At 70.9% G+C, this 19,387-nt stretch carries 17 protein-coding genes; 12 read left to right on the forward strand and 5 right to left on the reverse strand.

Translation table 11 applies throughout. From position 1 onward, the window contains the following. Positions 1-181: 181 nt before the first annotated feature. Together OHA68_RS43170 and OHA68_RS43175 are read right to left on the reverse strand one after the other, a co-directional pair. Complete coding sequence (locus OHA68_RS43170) at positions 182-1,657, reverse strand: PH domain-containing protein (protein WP_327105415.1); 1,476 nt, start codon at positions 1,655-1,657, stop codon at positions 182-184. 335 nt (positions 1,658-1,992) lie between these two features. Continuing rightward, positions 1,993-2,511 carry a PH domain-containing protein gene (locus OHA68_RS43175; protein ID WP_327105416.1) on the reverse strand — a complete coding sequence of 173 codons (519 nt, stop codon included), beginning with the start codon at positions 2,509-2,511 and terminating at the stop codon, positions 1,993-1,995. Positions 2,512-2,609: 98 nt separating this feature from the next. On the opposite strand from OHA68_RS43175, the gene OHA68_RS43180 reads away from it, so the two are divergent. Continuing rightward, positions 2,610-3,575, forward strand: coding sequence for an ATP-binding cassette domain-containing protein (locus OHA68_RS43180; RefSeq protein WP_327105417.1), 966 nt, complete (start codon positions 2,610-2,612; stop codon positions 3,573-3,575). After that, the gene (locus tag OHA68_RS43185) at positions 3,572-4,378 is read left to right on the forward strand and encodes an ABC transporter permease (RefSeq protein WP_327105418.1); all 807 of its coding nucleotides are present in this window, start codon (positions 3,572-3,574) and stop codon (positions 4,376-4,378) included. Before OHA68_RS43180 ends, OHA68_RS43185 begins: the two co-directional genes overlap by 4 nt. Before the next feature lie 6 nt (positions 4,379-4,384). Here the strand turns inward: OHA68_RS43185 and OHA68_RS43190 are convergent, their stop codons facing one another. Then, positions 4,385-7,735: an AfsR/SARP family transcriptional regulator gene (locus OHA68_RS43190; protein WP_327105419.1), complete on the reverse strand. Its 3,351-nt coding sequence runs from the start codon at positions 7,733-7,735 to the stop codon at positions 4,385-4,387. Positions 7,736-7,894: 159 nt separating this feature from the next. On the opposite strand from OHA68_RS43190, the gene OHA68_RS43195 reads away from it, so the two are divergent. The 3 genes from OHA68_RS43195 (at position 7,895) to OHA68_RS43205 (ending at position 12,549) form a co-directional block, all read left to right on the forward strand. Then, positions 7,895-8,398 carry a YbhB/YbcL family Raf kinase inhibitor-like protein gene (locus OHA68_RS43195; protein WP_327109627.1) on the forward strand — a complete coding sequence of 168 codons (504 nt, stop codon included), beginning with the start codon at positions 7,895-7,897 and terminating at the stop codon, positions 8,396-8,398. Positions 8,399-8,581: 183 nt separating this feature from the next. After that, positions 8,582-10,237, forward strand: a complete 1,656-nt coding sequence (locus OHA68_RS43200; protein WP_327105420.1) for a hypothetical protein — start codon at positions 8,582-8,584, stop codon at positions 10,235-10,237. A 98-nt stretch (positions 10,238-10,335) separates the two neighbouring features. Next, the gene (locus tag OHA68_RS43205; RefSeq protein ID WP_407674400.1) at positions 10,336-12,549 is read left to right on the forward strand and encodes a SulP family inorganic anion transporter; all 2,214 of its coding nucleotides are present in this window, start codon (positions 10,336-10,338) and stop codon (positions 12,547-12,549) included. 154 nt (positions 12,550-12,703) lie between these two features. Here OHA68_RS43205 and OHA68_RS43210 read toward each other — a convergent pair whose 3' ends face one another. Continuing rightward, a complete protein-coding gene (locus OHA68_RS43210; RefSeq protein ID WP_189140815.1) occupies positions 12,704-13,408 on the reverse strand; it encodes a hypothetical protein in 705 nt (234 codons plus the stop codon). A 268-nt stretch (positions 13,409-13,676) separates the two neighbouring features. On the opposite strand from OHA68_RS43210, the gene OHA68_RS43215 reads away from it, so the two are divergent. Continuing rightward, positions 13,677-14,459: an integrase gene (locus OHA68_RS43215; RefSeq protein ID WP_327105422.1), complete on the forward strand. Its 783-nt coding sequence runs from the start codon at positions 13,677-13,679 to the stop codon at positions 14,457-14,459. A gap of 223 nt (positions 14,460-14,682) precedes the next feature. Here OHA68_RS43215 and OHA68_RS43220 read toward each other — a convergent pair whose 3' ends face one another. Continuing rightward, entirely contained in the window at positions 14,683-14,871 is a 189-nt protein-coding gene (locus OHA68_RS43220) for a hypothetical protein (protein ID WP_327105423.1), read from the reverse strand. Positions 14,872-14,976: 105 nt separating this feature from the next. Between OHA68_RS43220 and OHA68_RS43225 the strand changes: the two genes are divergently transcribed. The 6 genes from OHA68_RS43225 (at position 14,977) to OHA68_RS43250 (ending at position 19,340) form a co-directional block, all read left to right on the forward strand. Further along, positions 14,977-15,168 (forward strand): hypothetical protein, encoded by a 192-nt coding sequence (locus OHA68_RS43225; RefSeq protein ID WP_327105424.1) that lies wholly within the window; start codon positions 14,977-14,979, stop codon positions 15,166-15,168. A gap of 105 nt (positions 15,169-15,273) precedes the next feature. Continuing rightward, complete coding sequence (locus OHA68_RS43230; RefSeq protein WP_327105425.1) at positions 15,274-15,975, forward strand: hypothetical protein; 702 nt, start codon at positions 15,274-15,276, stop codon at positions 15,973-15,975. Next, positions 15,972-16,730 (forward strand): DUF2637 domain-containing protein, encoded by a 759-nt coding sequence (locus OHA68_RS43235; RefSeq protein WP_327105426.1) that lies wholly within the window; start codon positions 15,972-15,974, stop codon positions 16,728-16,730. Before OHA68_RS43230 ends, OHA68_RS43235 begins: the two co-directional genes overlap by 4 nt. Then, a complete protein-coding gene (locus OHA68_RS43240; protein WP_327105427.1) occupies positions 16,727-16,936 on the forward strand; it encodes a hypothetical protein in 210 nt (69 codons plus the stop codon). The genes OHA68_RS43235 and OHA68_RS43240 overlap by 4 nt, the downstream gene beginning before the upstream one ends. Next, a complete protein-coding gene (locus tag OHA68_RS43245) occupies positions 16,933-17,322 on the forward strand; it encodes a hypothetical protein (protein WP_327105428.1) in 390 nt (129 codons plus the stop codon). The genes OHA68_RS43240 and OHA68_RS43245 overlap by 4 nt, the downstream gene beginning before the upstream one ends. Beyond that, positions 17,322-19,340, forward strand: coding sequence for a hypothetical protein (locus OHA68_RS43250; protein WP_327105429.1), 2,019 nt, complete (start codon positions 17,322-17,324; stop codon positions 19,338-19,340). Before OHA68_RS43245 ends, OHA68_RS43250 begins: the two co-directional genes overlap by 1 nt. Positions 19,341-19,387: the final 47 nt, after the last annotated feature.

Genomic DNA, 19,387 nt, shown 5'->3' on the forward strand with positions numbered 1-19,387 from the left:
CGAGCTCAGTCCCTGGCCCGGCCCTGGACCGAGCCAGCCAGAGACCAGCCCGCGACCACTCCACCCGACTCACCCAGAACCACCTGGCCCAGCGCAAAGGACCGGGCCAGTCAGGAGTCGGGTTGGGACCGTTCCGTACCAAGCCAGAAGGTGACCTGGTCAGGGCAGGGCCGCGTGAAGGTCATGTCTTCAGGAACGGCGCCAGCCATTCTGGGGTGACCTCTGCGGGGAAGGCGGTGGCCTGGGCTTCGGAGACGTCGATGGCCGAGTAGCCGCCCTTGCCCGCGCCGACACCCGTGATCATGGTGAGGACTCCGGCGCGCCGCTGGAACCAGGTCTGGCGCAGGCGCCAGCCCACCACGGCGCGCCGCTCCACCACCGCCTGCGCGCGCCGCAGCGAGCCGGAACGCACCGTCACGCGGACGCCGTCGTAGCCGTGGCCGAGCGAGTGGTAGCGGTCGATGCCCAGGGGGACGCCGACGGCCGCCAGCAGCAGGCTGAGCACCAGGAGGACCCACCACAGCGGCGACCCGGTCGCCCAGATCAGCGCGGCGGCGACGGCCGCGAGGACGAGCCACGGGGCGATGGCCCGGAACAGGCGGCGGTTGCGGGCGATGGGCGGGTGCGGGCGCACCTCGGCCTCGTACGGGCCGATGGCGTCGCCGGCGACGTTGATGGCCACGTGCCGGGGCACCACCGGCAGGAGTTGCCCGCGGGTCTCCGAATCACCGAGGCCGGTCACGATGGCCCAGGCCCGGGCGACCCCGGCCCAGCGCTCGGCCAGACCTTCGACGATCTCGTACCCGCGCACCCGCCTGGACTCCAGCGACACGCTGCGCCTGTTGATGAGGCCGCGCTCGGCGACGAGGTAGCCGTCGCGCCTGTTGAGCCTGAAGTTCCAGTTGAACACCGCGTACATCACGCCGCCCACGAACGGCATCGCCACCACGAGCAGCACCGCGGCGGCCACCAGCAGGGACGGCCGTTCCCAGAGCCACTCGCCGGCCGTCAAGGCGGCGTCCCTGCCGAGGCCGAACTCGTCGCCCCACTGGAAGGCCAGGCCGATGGCGCCGCCCGCGAGCGCGAACGGGGTGAGCAGGTACGCGCCCGAAAGCGGGCCGTACAGGAGCCAGGCGCGCGGCACGGCGACGATGACGTCCGCATCGGCCCCCTGGCCGGGCGACGGCGCCACCTCCGGCGGGACGTCCTCGACCTCGACTCCCGCGGCGCGGGCGCGGCGCAGCAGGATGGGTCTCAGCCGCTCGGCCTCCCCCAGGGTGACGCCGTCGAGGGTGGCCTCGCCGTCGCCCCCGCTCGCGCCCGTGTCGATCTTGAGTACGGCCAGGCCCAGCAGCCGGTGCATGGGCGGGGTGGACACGTCGACCCCGCGTACCCGTTCGAGGGGGATGGTGCGGACCGAACGGCTGATCAGCGAGCGTTTGATCTCCAGCCGGTCACCGGCGAAGTCGTAGGTGAAGGTGAGCCACCTGATCACCGCGAACACCACGGTGCCGACCAGGCCCAGCGCGGCCCACAGGTAGGACCTGCCGGAGAAGCCGCCGACGACGAGCACCCCGGCCAGCGGCAGCAGCAGCGAGGGCAGCATCCGGACCGGGTCGATGAGCAGCACCTTGGGACTCAGTCGCCGCGACGTCACCGGCGCCGGCAACGTACCCGGATCCCACCCCCCGCCACCCGGCGGCGAGCCGACAGGTGACGGGTCCACAGCGGGGGCTTCGAACGAGGGCGGGCCCTCGGACGGAGGCTGTCCCGCCGAGGAGGGCTCGAATGAAGGTGGGCCATCAGACGGCGGCGGGTTCCCGGCCGAAGACGGACCGTCGGACGGAACCGGGCCCCCGGACGTCGGCGGGCGATCGTACGGGACCGGGCCGTCGGACGAAACCGGGCCCGCGGATGGGGGCGCGCCCTCGGACGCAGGCGGGCGATCGTGCGGGGACGGGCCGTCGGGCTGTGGGGGCTGGGTCGGGCCGGTCATGTCGCGTCGTCCCTGAGCTGCTCGGCGCGCTGGGCCAGCCCTTCGGCCAGGCCCGCGGCCACGAGGTAGTCGAGTCCCTTGATCGTGGAGGAGCCGGCGTGCGAGGCGGTGCGGACCTCGAGCGTCGCCAGCCCGAGCATCCGTTCCAGCCAGCCCTGCTCCTTGTCCACCGTCTGGATGCGGCTGACGGGCACGAACACCCACTCCCTGGTCAGGAACCCCTGCCGGGCGTAGAGGACGTCGCCGGTCAGCTCCCACCGGTGCACCCGGTAGCGCACGAACGGCTCGGCCACCAGGAACGGCGTCGTCAGCACGCCGACGGCGACCGGCAGCGCCCAGGGCCGGGCGGCGAACCAGTCCGGCACCCACGACCACCCGCTCCCGCCCACCCAGCCGCCGACCAGGATGGATCCGCCGATGAGGAGCACGAAACCGATCAGCGCCTCGAGCAGCCAGAGGCCGCGGGCCTTGGGCGAGACGCGGTTCGCCGGATCGCGGAGGGGGCCAGGTGACATCACAGCACCAGCTTATGGCTCGCGGCATATCAGCGATCTGTCAGCGGCATGCCGATCCGTATCCGGAAAATGTCAGTGGCGTAGGTCACTGTGGGGGCATGCGATATGCGATAGAGGCTGAAGGCCTGGTGAAACGCTACGGCGAGACCAAGGCGCTGGACGGCGTCGATCTCGTCGTGCCCCCTGGCAGGCTGCTCGGCGTGCTGGGCCCCAATGGCGCGGGAAAGACCACCGCGGTGCGCATTCTGGCGACGCTGCTGGTGCCGGACTCCGGCCGGGCCTCGGTGCTGGGATTCGACGTGGGGCGCCAGTCGCACCAGGTCAGGTCGCTGATCGGCCTGACGGGGCAGTACGCCGCGGTGGACGAGATGCTGACCGGTGTCGAAAACCTGGTGATGATCGGCCGCTTGCTCGGATTGTCCCGCCGTGAGTCGCGCGAGCAGGCGATGTCCTTACTGGAGAGGTTCGACCTCGCCGCCGCGGGCGGCCGGGCGGCCAAGACCTTCTCCGGCGGCATGCGCAGGCGACTCGACCTGGCCGCCAGCCTGGTGGGCAGGCCGCAGGTGCTGTTCCTGGACGAGCCCACCACCGGGCTCGACCCGCGCAGCCGCACCGAGCTGTGGGGCGTCGTGCGGGGGCTGATGGCCGACGGCGTGACCGTGCTGCTGACCACCCAATACCTGGAGGAGGCCGACCAGCTCGCCGATGACATCGTGGTCTTCGACCACGGCAAGGTGATCGCCTCGGGCACCTCCGACGAGCTCAAGGCCACCACCGGCGGGCAGGTGCTGGAGGTGCGGCCGCTGGAGACGCATCAGCTGGAGCTGGTCCGCAAGGTCGTCGCCGAGCTCGTGACCGACCGGCCCGAGACGTCGGGCGGCAAGGTCACCGTCGCCGTGCACGACCCCACGGTGATGCCGGCCATCGTGCGCCGCCTCGACGATCTGGGGATCGTCGCCTCGGAGCTGGCGCTGCGCAAGTCCAGCCTGGACGAGGTGTTCCTGGCCCTGACCGGCCACCGCGCCGAGGAGCCGGCGAAGGCCGAAGAGGAGATCTACTCATGACCGCGATCACCACCCCCCTGCCCGCCCTGCCCAGGAGGGTGAGCCCAGGAGCCACGGTCAGGCAGACGCTGACGCTGGCCTGGCGCAGTCTGGTGCAGATCAAGCACAACCCCTGGGAGCTGCTCGACCTCTCCATCCAGCCGATCATGTTCCTGCTGCTGTTCACGTACGTGTTCGGCGGCGCCATCTCCGGCTCGACCGGTGACTACCTGCAGTTCGCGCTGCCCGGTCTGCTCGTCCAGAACGCGCTGTTCTACACCCTGTCCACGGCGATCGGCCTCAACACCGACATCACCAAGGGCGTCTTCGACCGGCTGCGCAGCCTGCCGATCGCGCGCACGGCGCCGCTGGCCGGGCGGATCATCGCCGACACGTTCAAGCAGGTGTGGGCGTTCGCGCTGCTCGTCGGGTTCGGCATGGTGCTCGGCTTCAGGATCTCCACCGGCGTGGCCGGCCTGCTCGGGGCGCTGGCCCTGCTGGTGATCGTGGCGCTGGCCATGTCGTGGATGTCGGTGCTGATCGGGCTCAAGGCGTCCAGCCCCGAGAAGGTGCAGATGATCGCCTTCTCGGTGATGATGCCGCTGACGTTCACCAGCAGCGCGCTGGTGTCGCCCGACACCTTCCCCGGCTGGCTGCGGGCCTGGTCCGACCTCAACCCGGTGACCCATCTGTCCGACGCGATCCGCGGGCTGCTGATCGGCGGCGAGGTGGCCGGCTCGGCCATGATCTCGCTGCTGTGGTCGGCGGGCTTCGTCGTGGTGTTCGCCCCGCTGGCGATCAGAGTCTTCCGCAGCCGCGTCTGACCAGGCTCACGTGCGCAGCGCGAGCGCGACGACGTCGTCCTGGTCCATCCCCCGGCCGCGTTCGAGGTGACGGAGAAACTCCCGATCCCCGAGCGCGGCCTTCGCGTCGGCGGTGAGCCGTACATGGTCGAAGTCCACCACCGCCGCGATGCCCTTGATCACCTCCGCGCCGCCGAGCAGCGCCGCGGCCTCCTCCGCCCGCCCGTGCGCCAGGGCCAGCCCCGCGCAGGCGATGACGGCGATCCCGGTGAGCTGCGCGTCCCCCACCTCGGTCGCCTGCTTCAACGCCAGTGTGAGCGGCCGCCGCGCCCTCTCAAGATCACCTTCCTGTACGGTGAGCAGGCCGAGCGAGGAGTTGATGGCCGAGATCATCTGGACCGGCACGGCGGCGCTCGCGTCCATCATGCTCAGGGCCCGCGCGTAGTGCTCGCGGGCGCTTCCCAGGTCGCCGTCCTGTCTGGCGAACTCGCCCCAGGCCGCCAGGATCCCCGCCTCGCCGAGCTGGTCACCGCTGTCGGCCGCCACCTGGGCGATGTCGCGCAGCAGCCGCTCGGCCTCGGCGCGGCGGCCCAGCAGGTTGAGGCCGAGCGCCAGCCTGGCCCGCATGTACGCGGTGTCCTCCAGCGCGCCGAGTTCGTCGACCAGTTCCAGGGCCTCCCGCATCACCTCGATGCCGAGCTCGGACTCGCCCCGCAGGAAGTGCACGTCGGACAGGGTCGCGAGCGCGGTGGCGGCGCCCCATCGGTCGCCGATCATCCGATAGCCGTCGAGCGCGGTCAGGGTCTCCCGCTCACCCTGCTCGATGCGCCCGGCTGAATAGTGCGTCAGCCCGCGCAGCAGCATCCCGGTGGCGACCACCCACGGGTCGGGGTGCCCGGACATCTCCGCCACCAGCGCCTCCGACTGCGGCGCGCCCCCGCCGGACAGCACGAACATGGGCCCGGCCAGCGCCACCAGCGGATGCGGCGCCACCTCCGGCGAGCGCAGCTCCCGCATCTCCGTCAGCATGACCATCGCCTCCTCCCACGACAGGAGCAGGCCGACCCCGTTGAGCACGTGTATCGCCAGATTCATGGCGCGCAGCGGGGCGGGACCGCCGCCCGGGACCGCGAGCGCCTCGCGTGACCGGAGCGCGCCTTCGAGCCGGTGACCGCGCAGCCACCAGTACCAGCCGAGCGCGCCGACCAGCCGGAGCGCCGGCTCGCCGGCGCCGCTCTCGATCGCCCACCGCAACGCGGTGGACAGGTTCTCGTGCTCGGCGCTCAGCTCGGCCAGCCGGTCGATCTGCTCTCCGGTACGCAACCCCGGCTCGGCGGCCTCGGCCAGCTCGGTGAAGTGAACGGCGTGCGCCCGCCGGACGACGTCCAGCTCGCCGGACTCGTCGAGCCGTTCAGCGGCGTAGGCCCGGATCGTCTCCAGCATCCGATAACGCCCCGCGTCAAAGATCACGAACGACTTGTCCACCAGCCGGGCCAGCGACCCCAGCACGTCATGGGCGGCGCCATCGGCCGGTCCACCCTGGAGGCGCTCGTCAGTGGCGGCGTGGAGGTGTTCGATCGAGTCGAGGGTGGCTCCACCCGCGAACACCGACAGCCGCCGGCCCAGCGTCCGCTCCTCCTCGTCCAGCAGATTCCAGCTCCACTCGACGACGGCGCGGAGCGTCTGGTGGCGCGCCTGGGCGGTGCGGCTCCCCGAGCTGAGCAGCCGGAACCTGCCCTCCCTCGCCCCCAGCCGGGCGGCGATCTCCTCGGCGGTCAGCGAGCGCAGCCGGGCGGCGGCCAGCTCGATGGCGAGCGGCAGCCCGTCCAGCGCCCGGCAGATGGCGACGACCGGCCCGGTGTCCTGCCGTACCCGATAACCGGGCCGTACGGCGGCGGCCCGGTCGGCGAAGAGCCGCACGGCGGGGTAGCCGGCGGCGTCGGCCGGGTCGGCGCCGGCCGGTGGCAGGCCGAGCGGCGGCAGCGTCCAGGTGACCTCACCGGTGATGCCGAGCGGCTCCCGGCTGGTGGCCAGGATCCGGACGTCCGGGCAGTCGGCGAGCACCTGGTCGGCGACCCGCGCCGCCTGCTCCACGATGTGCTCGCAGTTGTCCAGCACGATCAGCAGCCGCTTGCCGCGCAGCGCCCTGACCAGGCGTTCGAACGGGTCCCGCGGCAGGGAGGCCAGCGGCAGCGGCCGGCCGTCGCGCAGATCGAGCGCGCTCAGCAGGCTCTGCACCAGCCCAGTCTCGTCGCTCACGGAAGCCAGCTCGGCCAGCCACACCCCGTCGGGCATGGTCGCGGCCACGGCCTCCGCGACCTCCGTGGCCAGCCGCGTCTTGCCCGCGCCCCCGGGCCCGATCAGCGTCACCAGCCGGTGCGCGGACAGCAGATCGGCGGTGTGGTCGAGATCGTCCTCCCGTCCGACGAAGCTGGTCAGCCGCGCCCGCAAATTCCCCCGCCGCCCGCCCGCCGACAGCGCCCCCTCCAACCCCTGGCCGGCGTGCGGGCCGGTCACGGGAGCCGCGTGCGGGCCGGTCACGGGAGCCGCGTGCGGGCCGGTCACGGGAGCCGCGTGCGGGCCGGTCGCAGGGGTGACGTCTTCTGGTGGGGGCGGGTCGTCGCGCAGCATGGTCAGGTGCAGTTCTGTCAGGGTCGGTGAGGGGTCGGCGCCGAGTTCGTCGCGGAAGGTGCGTCGTGCCGTCTCGTACGCGGCCAGGGCCTCCACTCGCCGGCCCGCGCCGTACAGGGCTCTCATCCGTTGTGCGTGCAGGCGCTCGCGCAGCGGGTGCGCGGTCAGCAGGCCGGAGAGCTCGTCGATGAGGGCGGCGGGCCGGCCGAGCAGCAGCTCGGCCTCGATGCGGTCCTCGGCCACCGACAGCCGCCCGCTCTCCAGCCGGGCGACGTCGGCGGCGAGCCCCGCGCCCGCCAGCTCCGCCGGCACCGGACCGCGCCACAGCGCGAGCGCCTCCCGCAGGGTGGCGGCAGCCGTGCGGGCGTCACCGGCCGCCAGCGCCGCCTGACCCGCACGGGCGAGAAGCGCGAATCTGCGTACGTCGACCTGATCGGGTCCGGCCGCCAGCCGGTATCCGGCGGGTTCGGCGACCACGAGCCGGCGGGCATGATTTTTTCCCAGCGCGGAGCGTAGCCGTGAGATCAGCGCCTGCAGCGCGTTGCCGACGCCCGACGGCACCTGCTCGTCCCAAATCCCGGCGATCAGCCGCTCGACCGGAACAGTCCGGCCCGCGTCGAGAACGAGCAGGCCAAGCAAGGTCCGCAGCCGCTGCCCCGCGATCTCCACGACCTCGCCGTCTCGGCGAACCTCGAGCGGGCCGAGGATGGCGAAGGTCAGGCTTGGGTCCGAACTCACCCGCTCCATGCCTCGATTCTGACGGATTTCGCGTCCTTTACCGGCCACCGACCATCGCGAAACGGTCTTCGCAGCGCCTGGACCCGCGTAGCATCATGCGGCATGGGGCTGTGTAACAACGCGAGGCGCGTGCGACACGCTGCTGTCATTGTGACAGCGGTGCTGGCGATGCTCGCCTCCACCGGTTGCACCGCCTTCTTCGGCAGGTCCGAAGCCAGCGAGATCGCGAGGATCAACGTTTCGAGCCCGGACCTGCGCGAGGGCAAACCGCTGCCCCGCCAGCACTCCTGCAAGGGCCGCGAAGGCAGCCCGGCGCTGCGCTGGTCCAGTCAGCCTCTGTCCAAGGCGAAGTCCATCGCGATCGTCGTCGACTCCCATACTCCGTCCACCTCGGCCGTGCACTGGGTGCTCTACAACATCCCCGCCACCACGACCGAGCTGGGCCCCGATTCCGCCGAGAGCCTGCCAGAAGGCTCCAGTCAGGCGAAGGTCACCAGCGGCAAGGTCGGCTACGAGCCTCCTTGCAACGACAAGGGCACGTACCGGTTCAGCGTCTACACGCTGAGTGCGCGGGTCGACGTCCAGGAGGGCGCCTCCCTCTCGGAGATCTTGAAGAAGATCGCGGACAAGACCATCGCCCGTGGGCGGCTCACAGTTGTGGACATTGAGTGAAAATCCGAATACTGCACGTGTTAGTGGTTACCAATTCTTCACTTAGGGTGTGACAACGCTCATAGTGGTCCGACAGAATCAGATCAAATTGTTAGGTGCTGGTGATCACAGGGGGCAGGTCGCGTCGATGGCCGCGCGATCTCACCGGCGCCACAGGGAGGCCATGGCTTTGAGGGTGGTGCAATGATCGCGGTCGTCGTGAGCTTGGTCGCTGTCGTGCTCCTCGTGCTCGTCGTCGTGGCACTGGGCATGCGTTCCATGAATCGCCGGGAGAGTTCGCTCCCTCCCGAGCGGCTGAAGGAGATGGCTGAGAAGGAAGGGCTGACCCACGCGCGCTCGACGGACGAGTTCGCCGCATCGGAGCCCAAGATGAGCAAGTTCAGCCCGGACTTCAGCCCTATCGACGAGCGCAAGGCCAAACCTGTGCGCACCGGCCAGCGTGGCAAGCGTGGCGTGGACGAATGGGGCAACCCCCACTCTGATGACGAGGACGAGGAGTTCTGGGCCAACATCCGCAGCGACGCCGAGGAGGGTGGTTTCGGCGCCGGCGGCACGGTCGCCGCTCGTAAGGGCGCTTCCCGCCCCGTCGATCGTCAACGGCCCGCCGATCAGCCCGGCGGAGGCGAGCGCCCCGGTGCGGCAGAGCGCGAGCGGCCCGCCGCGGCAGAGCGTGAGCGGCCCGCGGCCCGGACCGAGCGTCCCGGCCCGGCGGAGCAGCGTGAGCGGCCCGCAGCCCGGGCCGAACGTCCCAGCCCGGCAGAACGTGAGCGCCCCGCGGCCCGGGCCGAACGCCCCGGCCCGGCAGAGCGTGACCGGCCGGCCGCCCGGCCCGCCCGCAGGAGCAGGCGTGAGCCCGTCGCCGCCGACCCGAACGCGGCGACCGTACAGGCGCCGCTTCCCCAGCGCCCCGCGAAGGCTCCGGCTCCCGCCGCCGCCGGACTGGCGGACCTGGTCGAGCCGGTGCAGCAGCGCCCCGCGCAGTCCAGCGGTCAGCTGGCGGACCAGCGCACGGTGACGTTCGCCGCCCCGACCGCCGACGTGATGAGCATCCTGGGCGCAGGCGCCCAGTCGGTGCCGCCGACCCGGCCCGACCCGCTGCGGACCGGCGGCTCCTCCCCCGCGAGCCCCGCGGCGCAGAGCCAGTCCCTGTCGAACAACGGCCAGCCCGCCTCCGGCGGCGACTCGCGTTACCGGTCGGTGTCCAGCAACGGCTCTCCCGGCAGCGGTTCCTTCCCCGCGGTGCACCCGGCGTCCAGCGGCTCCTTCCCGGCCGTGCCCGCCGCGCCCCTGCACGGCGCACCGACCAGCGACCCGTTCCCCGCCTACACCGGCGGCGGCACCGGCCCGCTCGACCCCAACTGGTCCGGCACGCCGGCCACCACGTCCGGCTCCTGGGCGGCCTCCCCCGACATCCTCGACGACCCCGCCCCCGCCGGCTCGACGCCGAGCGGGTCCTGGCCCGCGTTCGAGCCCGTGCCCGCACCCACCTATCCCAGCTCCTACGAGGTGCGTCCCGGCTGGGCCGTGGCCGACGACTCCGACCCGCTGACCGGCCCCTCCCCCGCCGCCGGCACGCCCACGGCGCCGGCCAGGACCGTCTCCGCCTATGACGACGTGCTGTCGGCCCCGTCGCCCGTTCAGCAGCCCGCCGGCCAGCCGTACGCCTACGAGACCGGCGCCTACACCGCGGCCGCGTGGCCGGAGCAGCCCGCCGCGGCCGCCGGCACCTGGCCCGGCTACAACGCGGCCGCCGAGTCCGGCACGGGCAGCGCCACAGAGCAGACCGGCGGCCACCGCCGGACGACACCGGAGCAGGAGTTCCCCGACTACTATCGTTGATCGGCGCGACGTCGAGCGACACGACGGGCAAGGCATAGTTTTGCAAAACCCGTTGTCCGCGTCTTAAACACAACCGGGTCGGCACTAGGGTTTGCACCATGACCCGCGTGACCGACAGTAGCGCCCTGAGTACTCTCAGGCACGACGTGCCCGCCTCGCTCGTGGTCTTCCTCGTCGCGGTGCCCCTCTCCCTGGGCGTCGCGATGGCCTCGGGGGCCCCTCTCGCCGCTGGACTGATCGCCGCCGTGGTCGGCGGCATCGTGGCGGGCGCGCTGGGCGGCTCGGCCGTTCAGGTGAGCGGGCCCGCGGCCGGTCTGTCCCTGGTCGTCGCCGACCTGGTGCAGACGTACGGCTGGCGAGCGACCTGCATGATCACCCTGCTCGCGGGAGCGGTGCAGCTGCTGCTGGGGGTGTTCAGGGCGGCGAGGGCGGCGCTGGCCGTCTCCCCCGCGGTCGTGCACGGCATGCTGGCGGGCGTCGGCGTGGTCATCGCCCTGTCCCAGCTGCACATCGTGCTGGGCGGCAGCCCGCAGCGTTCGGCGCTGGCCAACCTGATCGAGCTGCCCCGCCAGCTCGCCGAGCTGCACGGTCACAAGATCGCGGTGGGTCTGCTCACGATCGGGGTGCTGGCCGTCTGGCTGCGGATGCCCAAACCGGTCAAGGCGGTGCCCGCGCCGCTGGCGGCGCTGCTCATCGCCTCGGCCAGCGCCTGGGGTTTCGGCTGGGACGTCACCCGCATCGACCTGTCCGGCACCTTCACCGAGTGGGCCTTCCCCGTGCTGCCGCAGGGAGACTGGCATCTGATCATGGCCTCGGTGCTGCTCGTGGCGCTGCTGGCCGGGGTCGAGTCGCTGCTGTGCTCGGTCGCGGTCGACAGCATGCACACCGGCCCCCGCGCCGATCTGGACCAGGAGCTGGCCGGGCAGGGCGTGGCCAATATGGTCGCCGGGGCGCTGGGCGGCCTGCCGCTGGCGGGTGTGATCGTCCGCAGCACCGCGAACGCGCACGCGGGCGCGCGCAGCCGCGCCTCGACGATCCTGCACGGCGTGTGGGTGCTGGTGTTCGCGATCGGCTTCGGCTGGACGATCCAGCTGATCCCGGTGGAGGCGCTGGCGGCGCTGCTGGTGTTCATCGGCGTGCAGATGGTCAATCTCGGCCACATCAAGAAGGTGCACGGCCACGGCGAGGTGCCCGCCTACTTCGTGACGATGGCGGGCGTGATCTTCCTCGGGCTGGCCGAGGGCGTGCTGTTCGGTCTGGCCCTGGCCGCGCTGCTCGCGCTGCGCCGGCTGACCTGGGTCACCGTCAAGACCCGGGTGGAGCCCGACGGCCGCCACCACGCGACGATCTCCGGCTCCCTCACCTTCCTCGGCGTGCCGCGGCTCACCCAGGACCTGCGGGCGATCCCGGCGGGGGCGGCCGTGGACCTCGACCTGGACATCGACTTCATGGACAACGCCGCCTTCGAGGCGATCCACTCCTGGCGGCAGGACCACGAGCGGCTCGGCGGCACCGTGGACATCGACGAGCTCCACGAGGAGTGGTACGCCATGGCGGTCAGCGGGGTCCGCATGTATCCCGCGAAGAACCCGGCCAGGGCGCCGGACCGCTCGTGGCTGCCGTGGGCGCACCGGCGTCGCGGCCCTGCCCACCGGGTCATGCCGCTGCACGGCAATCCCGTGCAGCCGGACTGCCAGCTCACCGCGGGCGCACGGGAGTTTCACCGGCGTACGGCTCCGCTGGTGCGTCCCATCTTCACCGAGCTGGCCCGTAAGCAGCAGCCCACGCACCTGTTCATCACATGCGCGGACTCCAGGGTCATGCCCAGCCTGATCACCGCCAGCGGGCCCGGGGATCTGTTCACCGTGCGCAACATCGGCAACCTGGTGCCGCGCAAGGGCTCCGAGGCGTACGACGACTCGGTGGGCGCGGCGATCGAGTACGCGACGCAGGTGCTCGGCGTGCACACGATCACGGTGTGCGGGCATTCGGGCTGCGGGGCGATGGCCGGGCTGCTCAGCGGCGGGGTGAAGGCGGGCAGCCTGCCGGCGATGCGGCGCTGGCTGCGCCATGGCAACCACAGCCTGGCCCGATTCATCGAGACCGAGGGCGACCGGCTGGACGGCAACGCGCTGGACACGCTCTGCCGGGTGAACGTACAACAGCAGTTGGAGAATCTGCGCACCTACCGCAAAGTGGACGAGCAGATCCGGTCCGGGCGGCTGAAGTTGGTGGGGCTCTACTTCGACATCGGCTCGGCCAGGGTGCACATGCTGCCGCCGGTGCCCTCCACGCTCTCGGTGAAGACGTGAGCCCGCTTCTGCGTATTCCTCCGCAGAACGGGCTCGTGTGCGCGGCTAGCGTCATCGGCATCCGCGAGGTCGTCCCCCATGCCCATGGCTCGCTTCGCGGTGGGTCCTGTCTCCCAGGGGCCGGAGGGGCGGAGGTGTCGGGTGCCTTCGCCCCTCATTCAGCGCTGGTCCGCGCGTACGACTCCCCCGGGTGTCCGGCGGCCACGGCCGGATAGTAGGCCGCCCACGCCTCGTCTCCCATGCGCAGCACCTTCACCCCGAGCCAGCCCAGCCCGATCACCGGCACGGTCCAGAAGACCGCCGTGGCGGGCCCGTACTCCACCAGGAACGACCCCAGGTAACCGGCGGCGACCAGCGCCGGCACCCACCAGCCGGCGAACCCCGCCCGCCACACCGCGGCGACGAGCACCGGCAGGCCGAGGAACCCGAAGAACATCCACGGCATCTGGAAGCCGAAGAGGACGCCCGGCAGGCCCAGCATCTCGTCGAGGATCTTCTGCGCCTGCTCCGGCGTGTAGCGCTGGCCCAGCCACCACTCCACGGGGTCGCTCAGCAGCAGACCGGAGAGCGACAGATAGCCGATCACGGTCAGCGCGCCGGACACGTGTCCGAGCCGGGTCGCCCTGCGCCTGGTGAGATGGACGAGCCCGAACGCGGCCACCGCCATGAGCATCCAGCTCCAGTGATAGAGCACGGACTGGGTCTGGGCGAGGACGGGGTTGTCGCCGAAGCTGACCGCCTCGCGGTCATCGCCCCACGTGCCGGGGTCCACGAGGACGGCCAGCGCTTGCAGCAGCGGGGCCACGATGAGCAGCAGACCTGCTGCGACGCGGCGGAAGGTCACCTGGTTGTTCAGCATGTCGCCGACGTTAGGCGGGGAAGCCGTGGCGGTCGTCCGCCTGCGGAATGACCGCCTGTCGTCTTCTCGGCGGACGAGGACCCTGCCCGGACGCGCGCGCAGCACGGATCGGGGCAGCTCGGGTACGGCGGCGCTGAGATCGGCGGCCCCTGCTGAGCTCGGTGGCCCCCTGACCGGCGAGGCGCCCGCAGCCGGGGAATCCCGCCCAAGCGCTTGTTAGAGTCGGTGCCTTGATCAGTGAGAGGGGCGCCGCACCATGCGGGTGACGATGACGAGCACTGCGGCCAGGGCCGACCACGCGAACGAGGACTTCACCGGCGTCGTACCGACGGCAGCGGTGCTGATCGACGGCGCGGGCATCCCCGGCACCGCATCGATCTGCATGCACGGCGTGGCCTGGTACGCCGCCCGCCTGGGAGGCCGTCTCCTCGACCTTCTGTCACGCGTACGGGACCGCGCCCTTCCAGCGCTGCTCGCCGAGGCCATCGAGCAGGTGACGGACGATCACCGGGACACCTGCGACGTCGCCGACCCCATCAGCCCGTCGGCGGCCGTGGCCATCCTGCGCCTGTCCGGCGGCCTCGCCCAGCACCTGGTGCTCGGCGACGCGTTCGTCGTCCTCGACAGAGCGGACGGTACGCCGCTCGTCGTCTCCGACCCCCGGGAGATGATCATCAGCCGGTCGTACCAGCCCGCGCTCGAAGCCGCCGCCAAGGGGAGCGACGAGTACCACCGGCTCCTGCGAGCGCTGCGCGCCAACCGGAACCGGCCGGGCGGCTTCTGGGTGGCCAAGGACGACCCACAGGCGGCGTACGAGGCGATCACCGGCGCCTGCCCGATCTCCGACCTGACCAGCGCCGCCCTGCTCAGCAATGGCGCCAGCCGCATCGTGGACCGATTCCGCCTCACCGACTGGCCAGGGGCCATGGCCATCCTGACGTCCAGCGGCCCCGCCGAGATCATCCACCGGGTCCGGCAGGCGGAGGCACACCACGCGGTGACTCCGGACGACGCGTCGATCGCGCACTGCACCGATCTCAACGAGGCTTGACCTTCGCCGGAAAAGCTTAAAGGCCGATCGACACCTGATCACATCGACAGCCGGCGGGGAAAAATGCAGACGAGCCGGCCTGTAGGCCGGGTTCTGCTCCCCCTGCCTTTCTGACCAGCACCAACCCGACCCACACCCGCCTTGAGCTGCAAAAACGCTTGCCGATATTTGCCGTTGATTCGCTGTGGTTAGAACCGTTCGCCGGAACAGATCCGGAACAAGATCACATGTCCTCTGGGCGCTCGGGCAGCTTGGCCCCTGGCTCGCCCACGTACCAGCGCACGAACGCGCGAAGCACCTTGGACATGTCGGCCTCGGGGTCGGGCCCGCGCTCGACGGCATCGCCGAAGCGCTCCCACAGTTCATCGGTGGTACGGAAGCGCCTGAGCGCGGTCGGTGGCTTCTCTGCCATGTACGTGCCTCCTTGTAGCTACAAAAAGTCTCTCATAGGTCTTGCTCTGTGGCTACAGTGTAGCTACAGTAGAGACATAAGCAAGCGAGACACCAGGGAGACGACATGACGGTTCTGGAGATCGGCACCAGGGTCCACTACCACAGCGACCCCGCCGCCCTCGGCACCGTCATCAAGGCCCGGATCGTCGGCAGGGGCGAGGACGCCGAGGCCGAGTACAAGGTCATCTGGGACGACTGCCCCGAGGACGGCGCCTGCCAGGCATGGCCCTGCGAGATCAACCCGATCGCTGCCTGATCCCACCTTCCGGGGGCACCCGCCCCCGGACACAGCGGGCGGGCCCGGTGTTCAAAGCACCGGACCCGCCCTTGATCCCCAACTGACCTAAGCAGGAGGAGACCCGTGGACAAGTCCACCACACCCGCGCTCGACCCGGCCACACTCACGCCCACCCAGCTCGACGGCATCGCCTGCGTGCACTGCCACGCCGAGGACAACGCCATGCGGCCCGTGGGCACCATCCCCACCTACGGCCAGGTGTTCGCCTGTCTCACCCACGACGACCAGCCCGCCGACCCGGCGACCGCGCTGCAGGCGATGCGCGACACGCTCGGCGTCGACCAGATCACCGGGCTGAGCCTGGCCGACGCGGTCAAGGTCGGCATGACGCTCGGCGCGATGCTCAAGGCCGACGATGGCGGCACCTACCCGGCCGAGGTCACCGCCGCCTTCTACAAGCAGGAGATCAGCGACCGGGAGCACCGCATCTTCGCCGAGGCGGTCGTAGAGGTCCTGAGCCTGCGCGCCGGCCTGGAGTCGAGCCGCACGAAAGAGACGATGCTCGGCTATCACTTCGGCTACCTCAGCTTCGCCCACCTGGCCGAAGAGTTCGGCACGCAGCCCACCACGCTCACGCTCAAGCAGGTCGGTGAGCACTTCACCGCGGCCGAGATGGCCGAGCTCATGGCGACCCTGGATCGGGTCATCGCGCGCCGCAGGGGTGAGGTGCCGGCCTCGTGGGCGCCGGTGGCGGTGCTGTACGACGCTGACGGCCGGTGCGGCGACGCGTCGTGCATCACCTGCAGCAAGCAGGTGTCGGCATGATCCGCTTCCTCACCGCCGCCGTGGTCATCCTGCTTGCCGGGGTGGCCGCGGTCGTCAGCTACCGCCACGCGTACGAGGTCGTCGTGGCCAACGGCGAGGCAGGGTTCACCGCGATCCTCGTCCCGCTCACGATCGATGGCCTCATCTTCGCCTCGTCCATGGTGCTGCTCGACGCTGCCCGCCGTGGCGGGGCCCGGCCGGTCCTGGCGTACCTCTCGCTCGTGCTCGGCATCCTCGCCACCTTGGCGGCGAACGTCATGCACGGGTGGGCGCACGGGCCGGTGGGTGCGATCGTCGCCGCGTGGCCGGCCGTCGCCCTGGTGCTCGCCTACGAGCTCCTCATGGGGCTGATCCGGAGATCGACCGTTACAGATGTAACGGTCGAGGCGGTAGCCGCGCGGGATGAGGTCGAGGCGGAAACCCTTCAGGCGGTTGAAGGGTTTCGTCTTGAAACGGTCCAGGTACACGAGCCCGTTGTACCTGTGCAGGTCGAGCCGGTTGCCCTGGCGGCAGATCGCGCACATGTGCGCGATTTGGAGGAGTCCGCCCCCGAGGTCGAGGTACGGCCCGACCCCGTACCTGAGCCTGATCTCGACGCCCCTTACCGGCCGGTGGCGGTGGCTACGTTCCTCGCCGAGGTAGCGCAGGGCGAGACCCCGACCGTGCGCCGGATCAAGGACACGATGAACGTCTCCACCGATCGGGCCGGCCGTCTTCGGCGGTACCTGAGCACCCTCGTGGAGGTGGCCCAATGAGGACCGTCGACATGGTCCGCGCGCTGATCTTCCGGGCGTGCGTCGGGATGCTCCTGGCGCTCGCCATCCTCGGGCATGTGATCGTGCTGCTGCTCGGCGCGCTGGACGCGCTCATGGCCGCCTCCCTCGGCGTGCCGCGCATCTCGCACGGCACCCGTCAGTTCGTGCAGGTCGTCCGCGACACGTGGCAGGGAGGAGAGCAGTGAGCGACAAGCCGGGCCGGGGCCGGATCCCCGAACTGTCGGCGATCCCGTGGGAGGGTCCGCGGGCAATCACGCAGTACGCCAAGACCGGGCGGGACCTGTGCCGGGACCTCGGCGAAGAGTTCGCGATCGGCTCTGATGAGTTGTACGCGGTGCTGATCCGCTCGTTCAAGGGACATCCGGTGCTCGCCATCGTGGGCGCCCCGGACGTGCGCCTGCGTGCCCGCCGCGTGGTGAAGCGGCTCAAGCGTGCGGCCGAGCTGCAGCGCGGCGCCGGCGTCGAGCTGGTGAAGTTCCATGCTCAGTTTCGGAAAGAGTTCGTGGACGTGCTCCCCCAGGCCAAGCCGGAGAACCGGAAGTCCACGTTCAATTGGGAGGATGACGCGTGATGGCCGGGCGGAGTAAGGACCTGGTGTCCATCGACACCGAATCCAGCATGGCCAAGGTCGCGGCCAACCAGGTGTCCAAGCTCGTCACTCTGTCGCTGCCGTGGATGGCGTACGTGCTGGTGTTCGGCGTCGGGTCGGCCTTCCACTTCATCCTCGGCAGCGACGACCCGCAGACCATCGGTTGGACGATGTTCTTGATGGCGGTGGCGGTGCTGGTGCTGACCGGCGTCACCTTCGGCCAGTCGCACGCCCGCGGCCCGTGGGGCAAGACCCACACCACCCTCACCACCCTCCTGGCGGGGGTGTGGGTGGTGGCTGCCACGATCAACGGGCCCGTCACGGTCTTCACCGGCCGCCTGGTGCTCATCGGCGGCTTCACGATCGCGCTGACGTGGAACATCCGGACCATCATCCGGGCGAAGGGGCTCGACCAGCCCGGCGCCATCACCGACCCGCTAGCGCTTCTGTTCGGCCAGGGCGCCGAGCGGGCGGGGATGCACGCTGTCGAGGCCACCACCGTCAAGGCGACCGCCCACAAGGTGGAGGGTGAGGTGCAGCTGGAGCAGGGCCGGCAGACGGCCGAGGACCTGCAACGCAAAATCGCCTACGTCGAGTCCGGGATCCCGCTGCCGCCCGGCAGCATCACCACGAGCATTGACCCGGACGACGCGTCCAAGGCCAAGGTGACCATCTCCGACCCGCGCGTCATGAAGCATCCGATCCTGTGGCCTGGCGCGTCACTGCCCGGCCTGTCGGTGGCCGACCCGATCCGGCCCGGCCTGTGGCAGGACCTCGATGAGGTCGAGTACGTCATCGTCGGCCACCACGTGCAGATGATGGGGCAGACCGGCGCCGGTAAGGGCATCGGCGGAGCGTGGAACTTCCTCGCCGAGCTCGTCACCCGCTACGACGTCGCGGTGTTCGCCGGAGACATCACCAAGGGCAAGCAGACGCTCGGGCCGCTGGAAGAGTCGCTGCACCGGTTCGAGACGACCAAGGCGGGCGTCAAGGCGATGCTCGCCGAGCTGCAGGCCAGGGTGAAGGAGCGCACCGACTACCTGGCGTCCAAGGGCCTGCAGAAGTGGAAGAAGGGCTGCGGCCTCACCTACTGGCTGGTGTGGCTGGAGGAGTTCCCCGACATCTACGACTGCCTGTCAGACAAGGAACAGGAGACGTTCCTGTCGATGCTCAAGGCGATCCGCTCGGCGGGCGGCACGATCGTCATGAGCCTGCAGCGCTCCGACTACAGCCAGATGCCGACGCTCGCGCGCGGCCAGCTCGCGAAGATGTGCTTCGGCGTCGACTCCGCCGCGGATGCCTCCTTCGGCCTGTCCGAGCGGCAACAGGATGCGGGCGCCCGGCCTGAGCTGTGGACCAACACACAGCCCGGCATGGCCTACCTGGACGCGCCGTCCATCCCGGCCGAGCGGATCGCGATGCCGATGCGCACCTTCGCGTGGGGCCTGGACGACGCTGGCGAGTTCGATGATGAGCGGGCCAACGCGGCGATGCGCGCCCACTCCGCCGCCTGGCCGGCCTCGGCCAAGCAGGTGGACCCCACCACCGCGGAACTGTCGAGGCTGCCGAGCGGCGACGCTCCCCTGTCCGCGCCCACCGACGCACTGGAACGGCCCGCCGAGGACGACGATGATGAGGAGGTGCGCGACGTGGCCAGCGAGTACCTGGAGACCGACGACCCCGATCCTGAGGTGACGGCGGGCCTGGACGACGAGATCCCCGACCTTGACGAGGGCGATCCGCCGATGAGGTTCGCCCCACCGGCACAGACCATGACGGCCGAGCAGCGCGGAGCGGCCCTCATCGAGCACCTGCAAGGGCTGTGGGACGGCGGGGCGCGGGACTTCTCCTCAGGCGAACTCAAGCCGCTGTGGGAGTCGACGGACATGAGCCGGTCGTGGGTTCAGAAGACGCTCAAGAGGCTCGTCAAGGCCGGCGTGCTCGGCGGCTACGACGACGAAGCCCAGCGGTACCTGATGCCGGACCGTCCCGAGGTGTGACGCGCGTACGGCTGCGCGTGGGCTGCGCGGCCGACGCTTTTTGATCT

The organism is Nonomuraea glycinis, assembly GCF_035920485.1.
Taxonomy (GTDB): Bacteria; Actinomycetota; Actinomycetes; order Streptosporangiales; family Streptosporangiaceae; genus Nonomuraea; species Nonomuraea glycinis.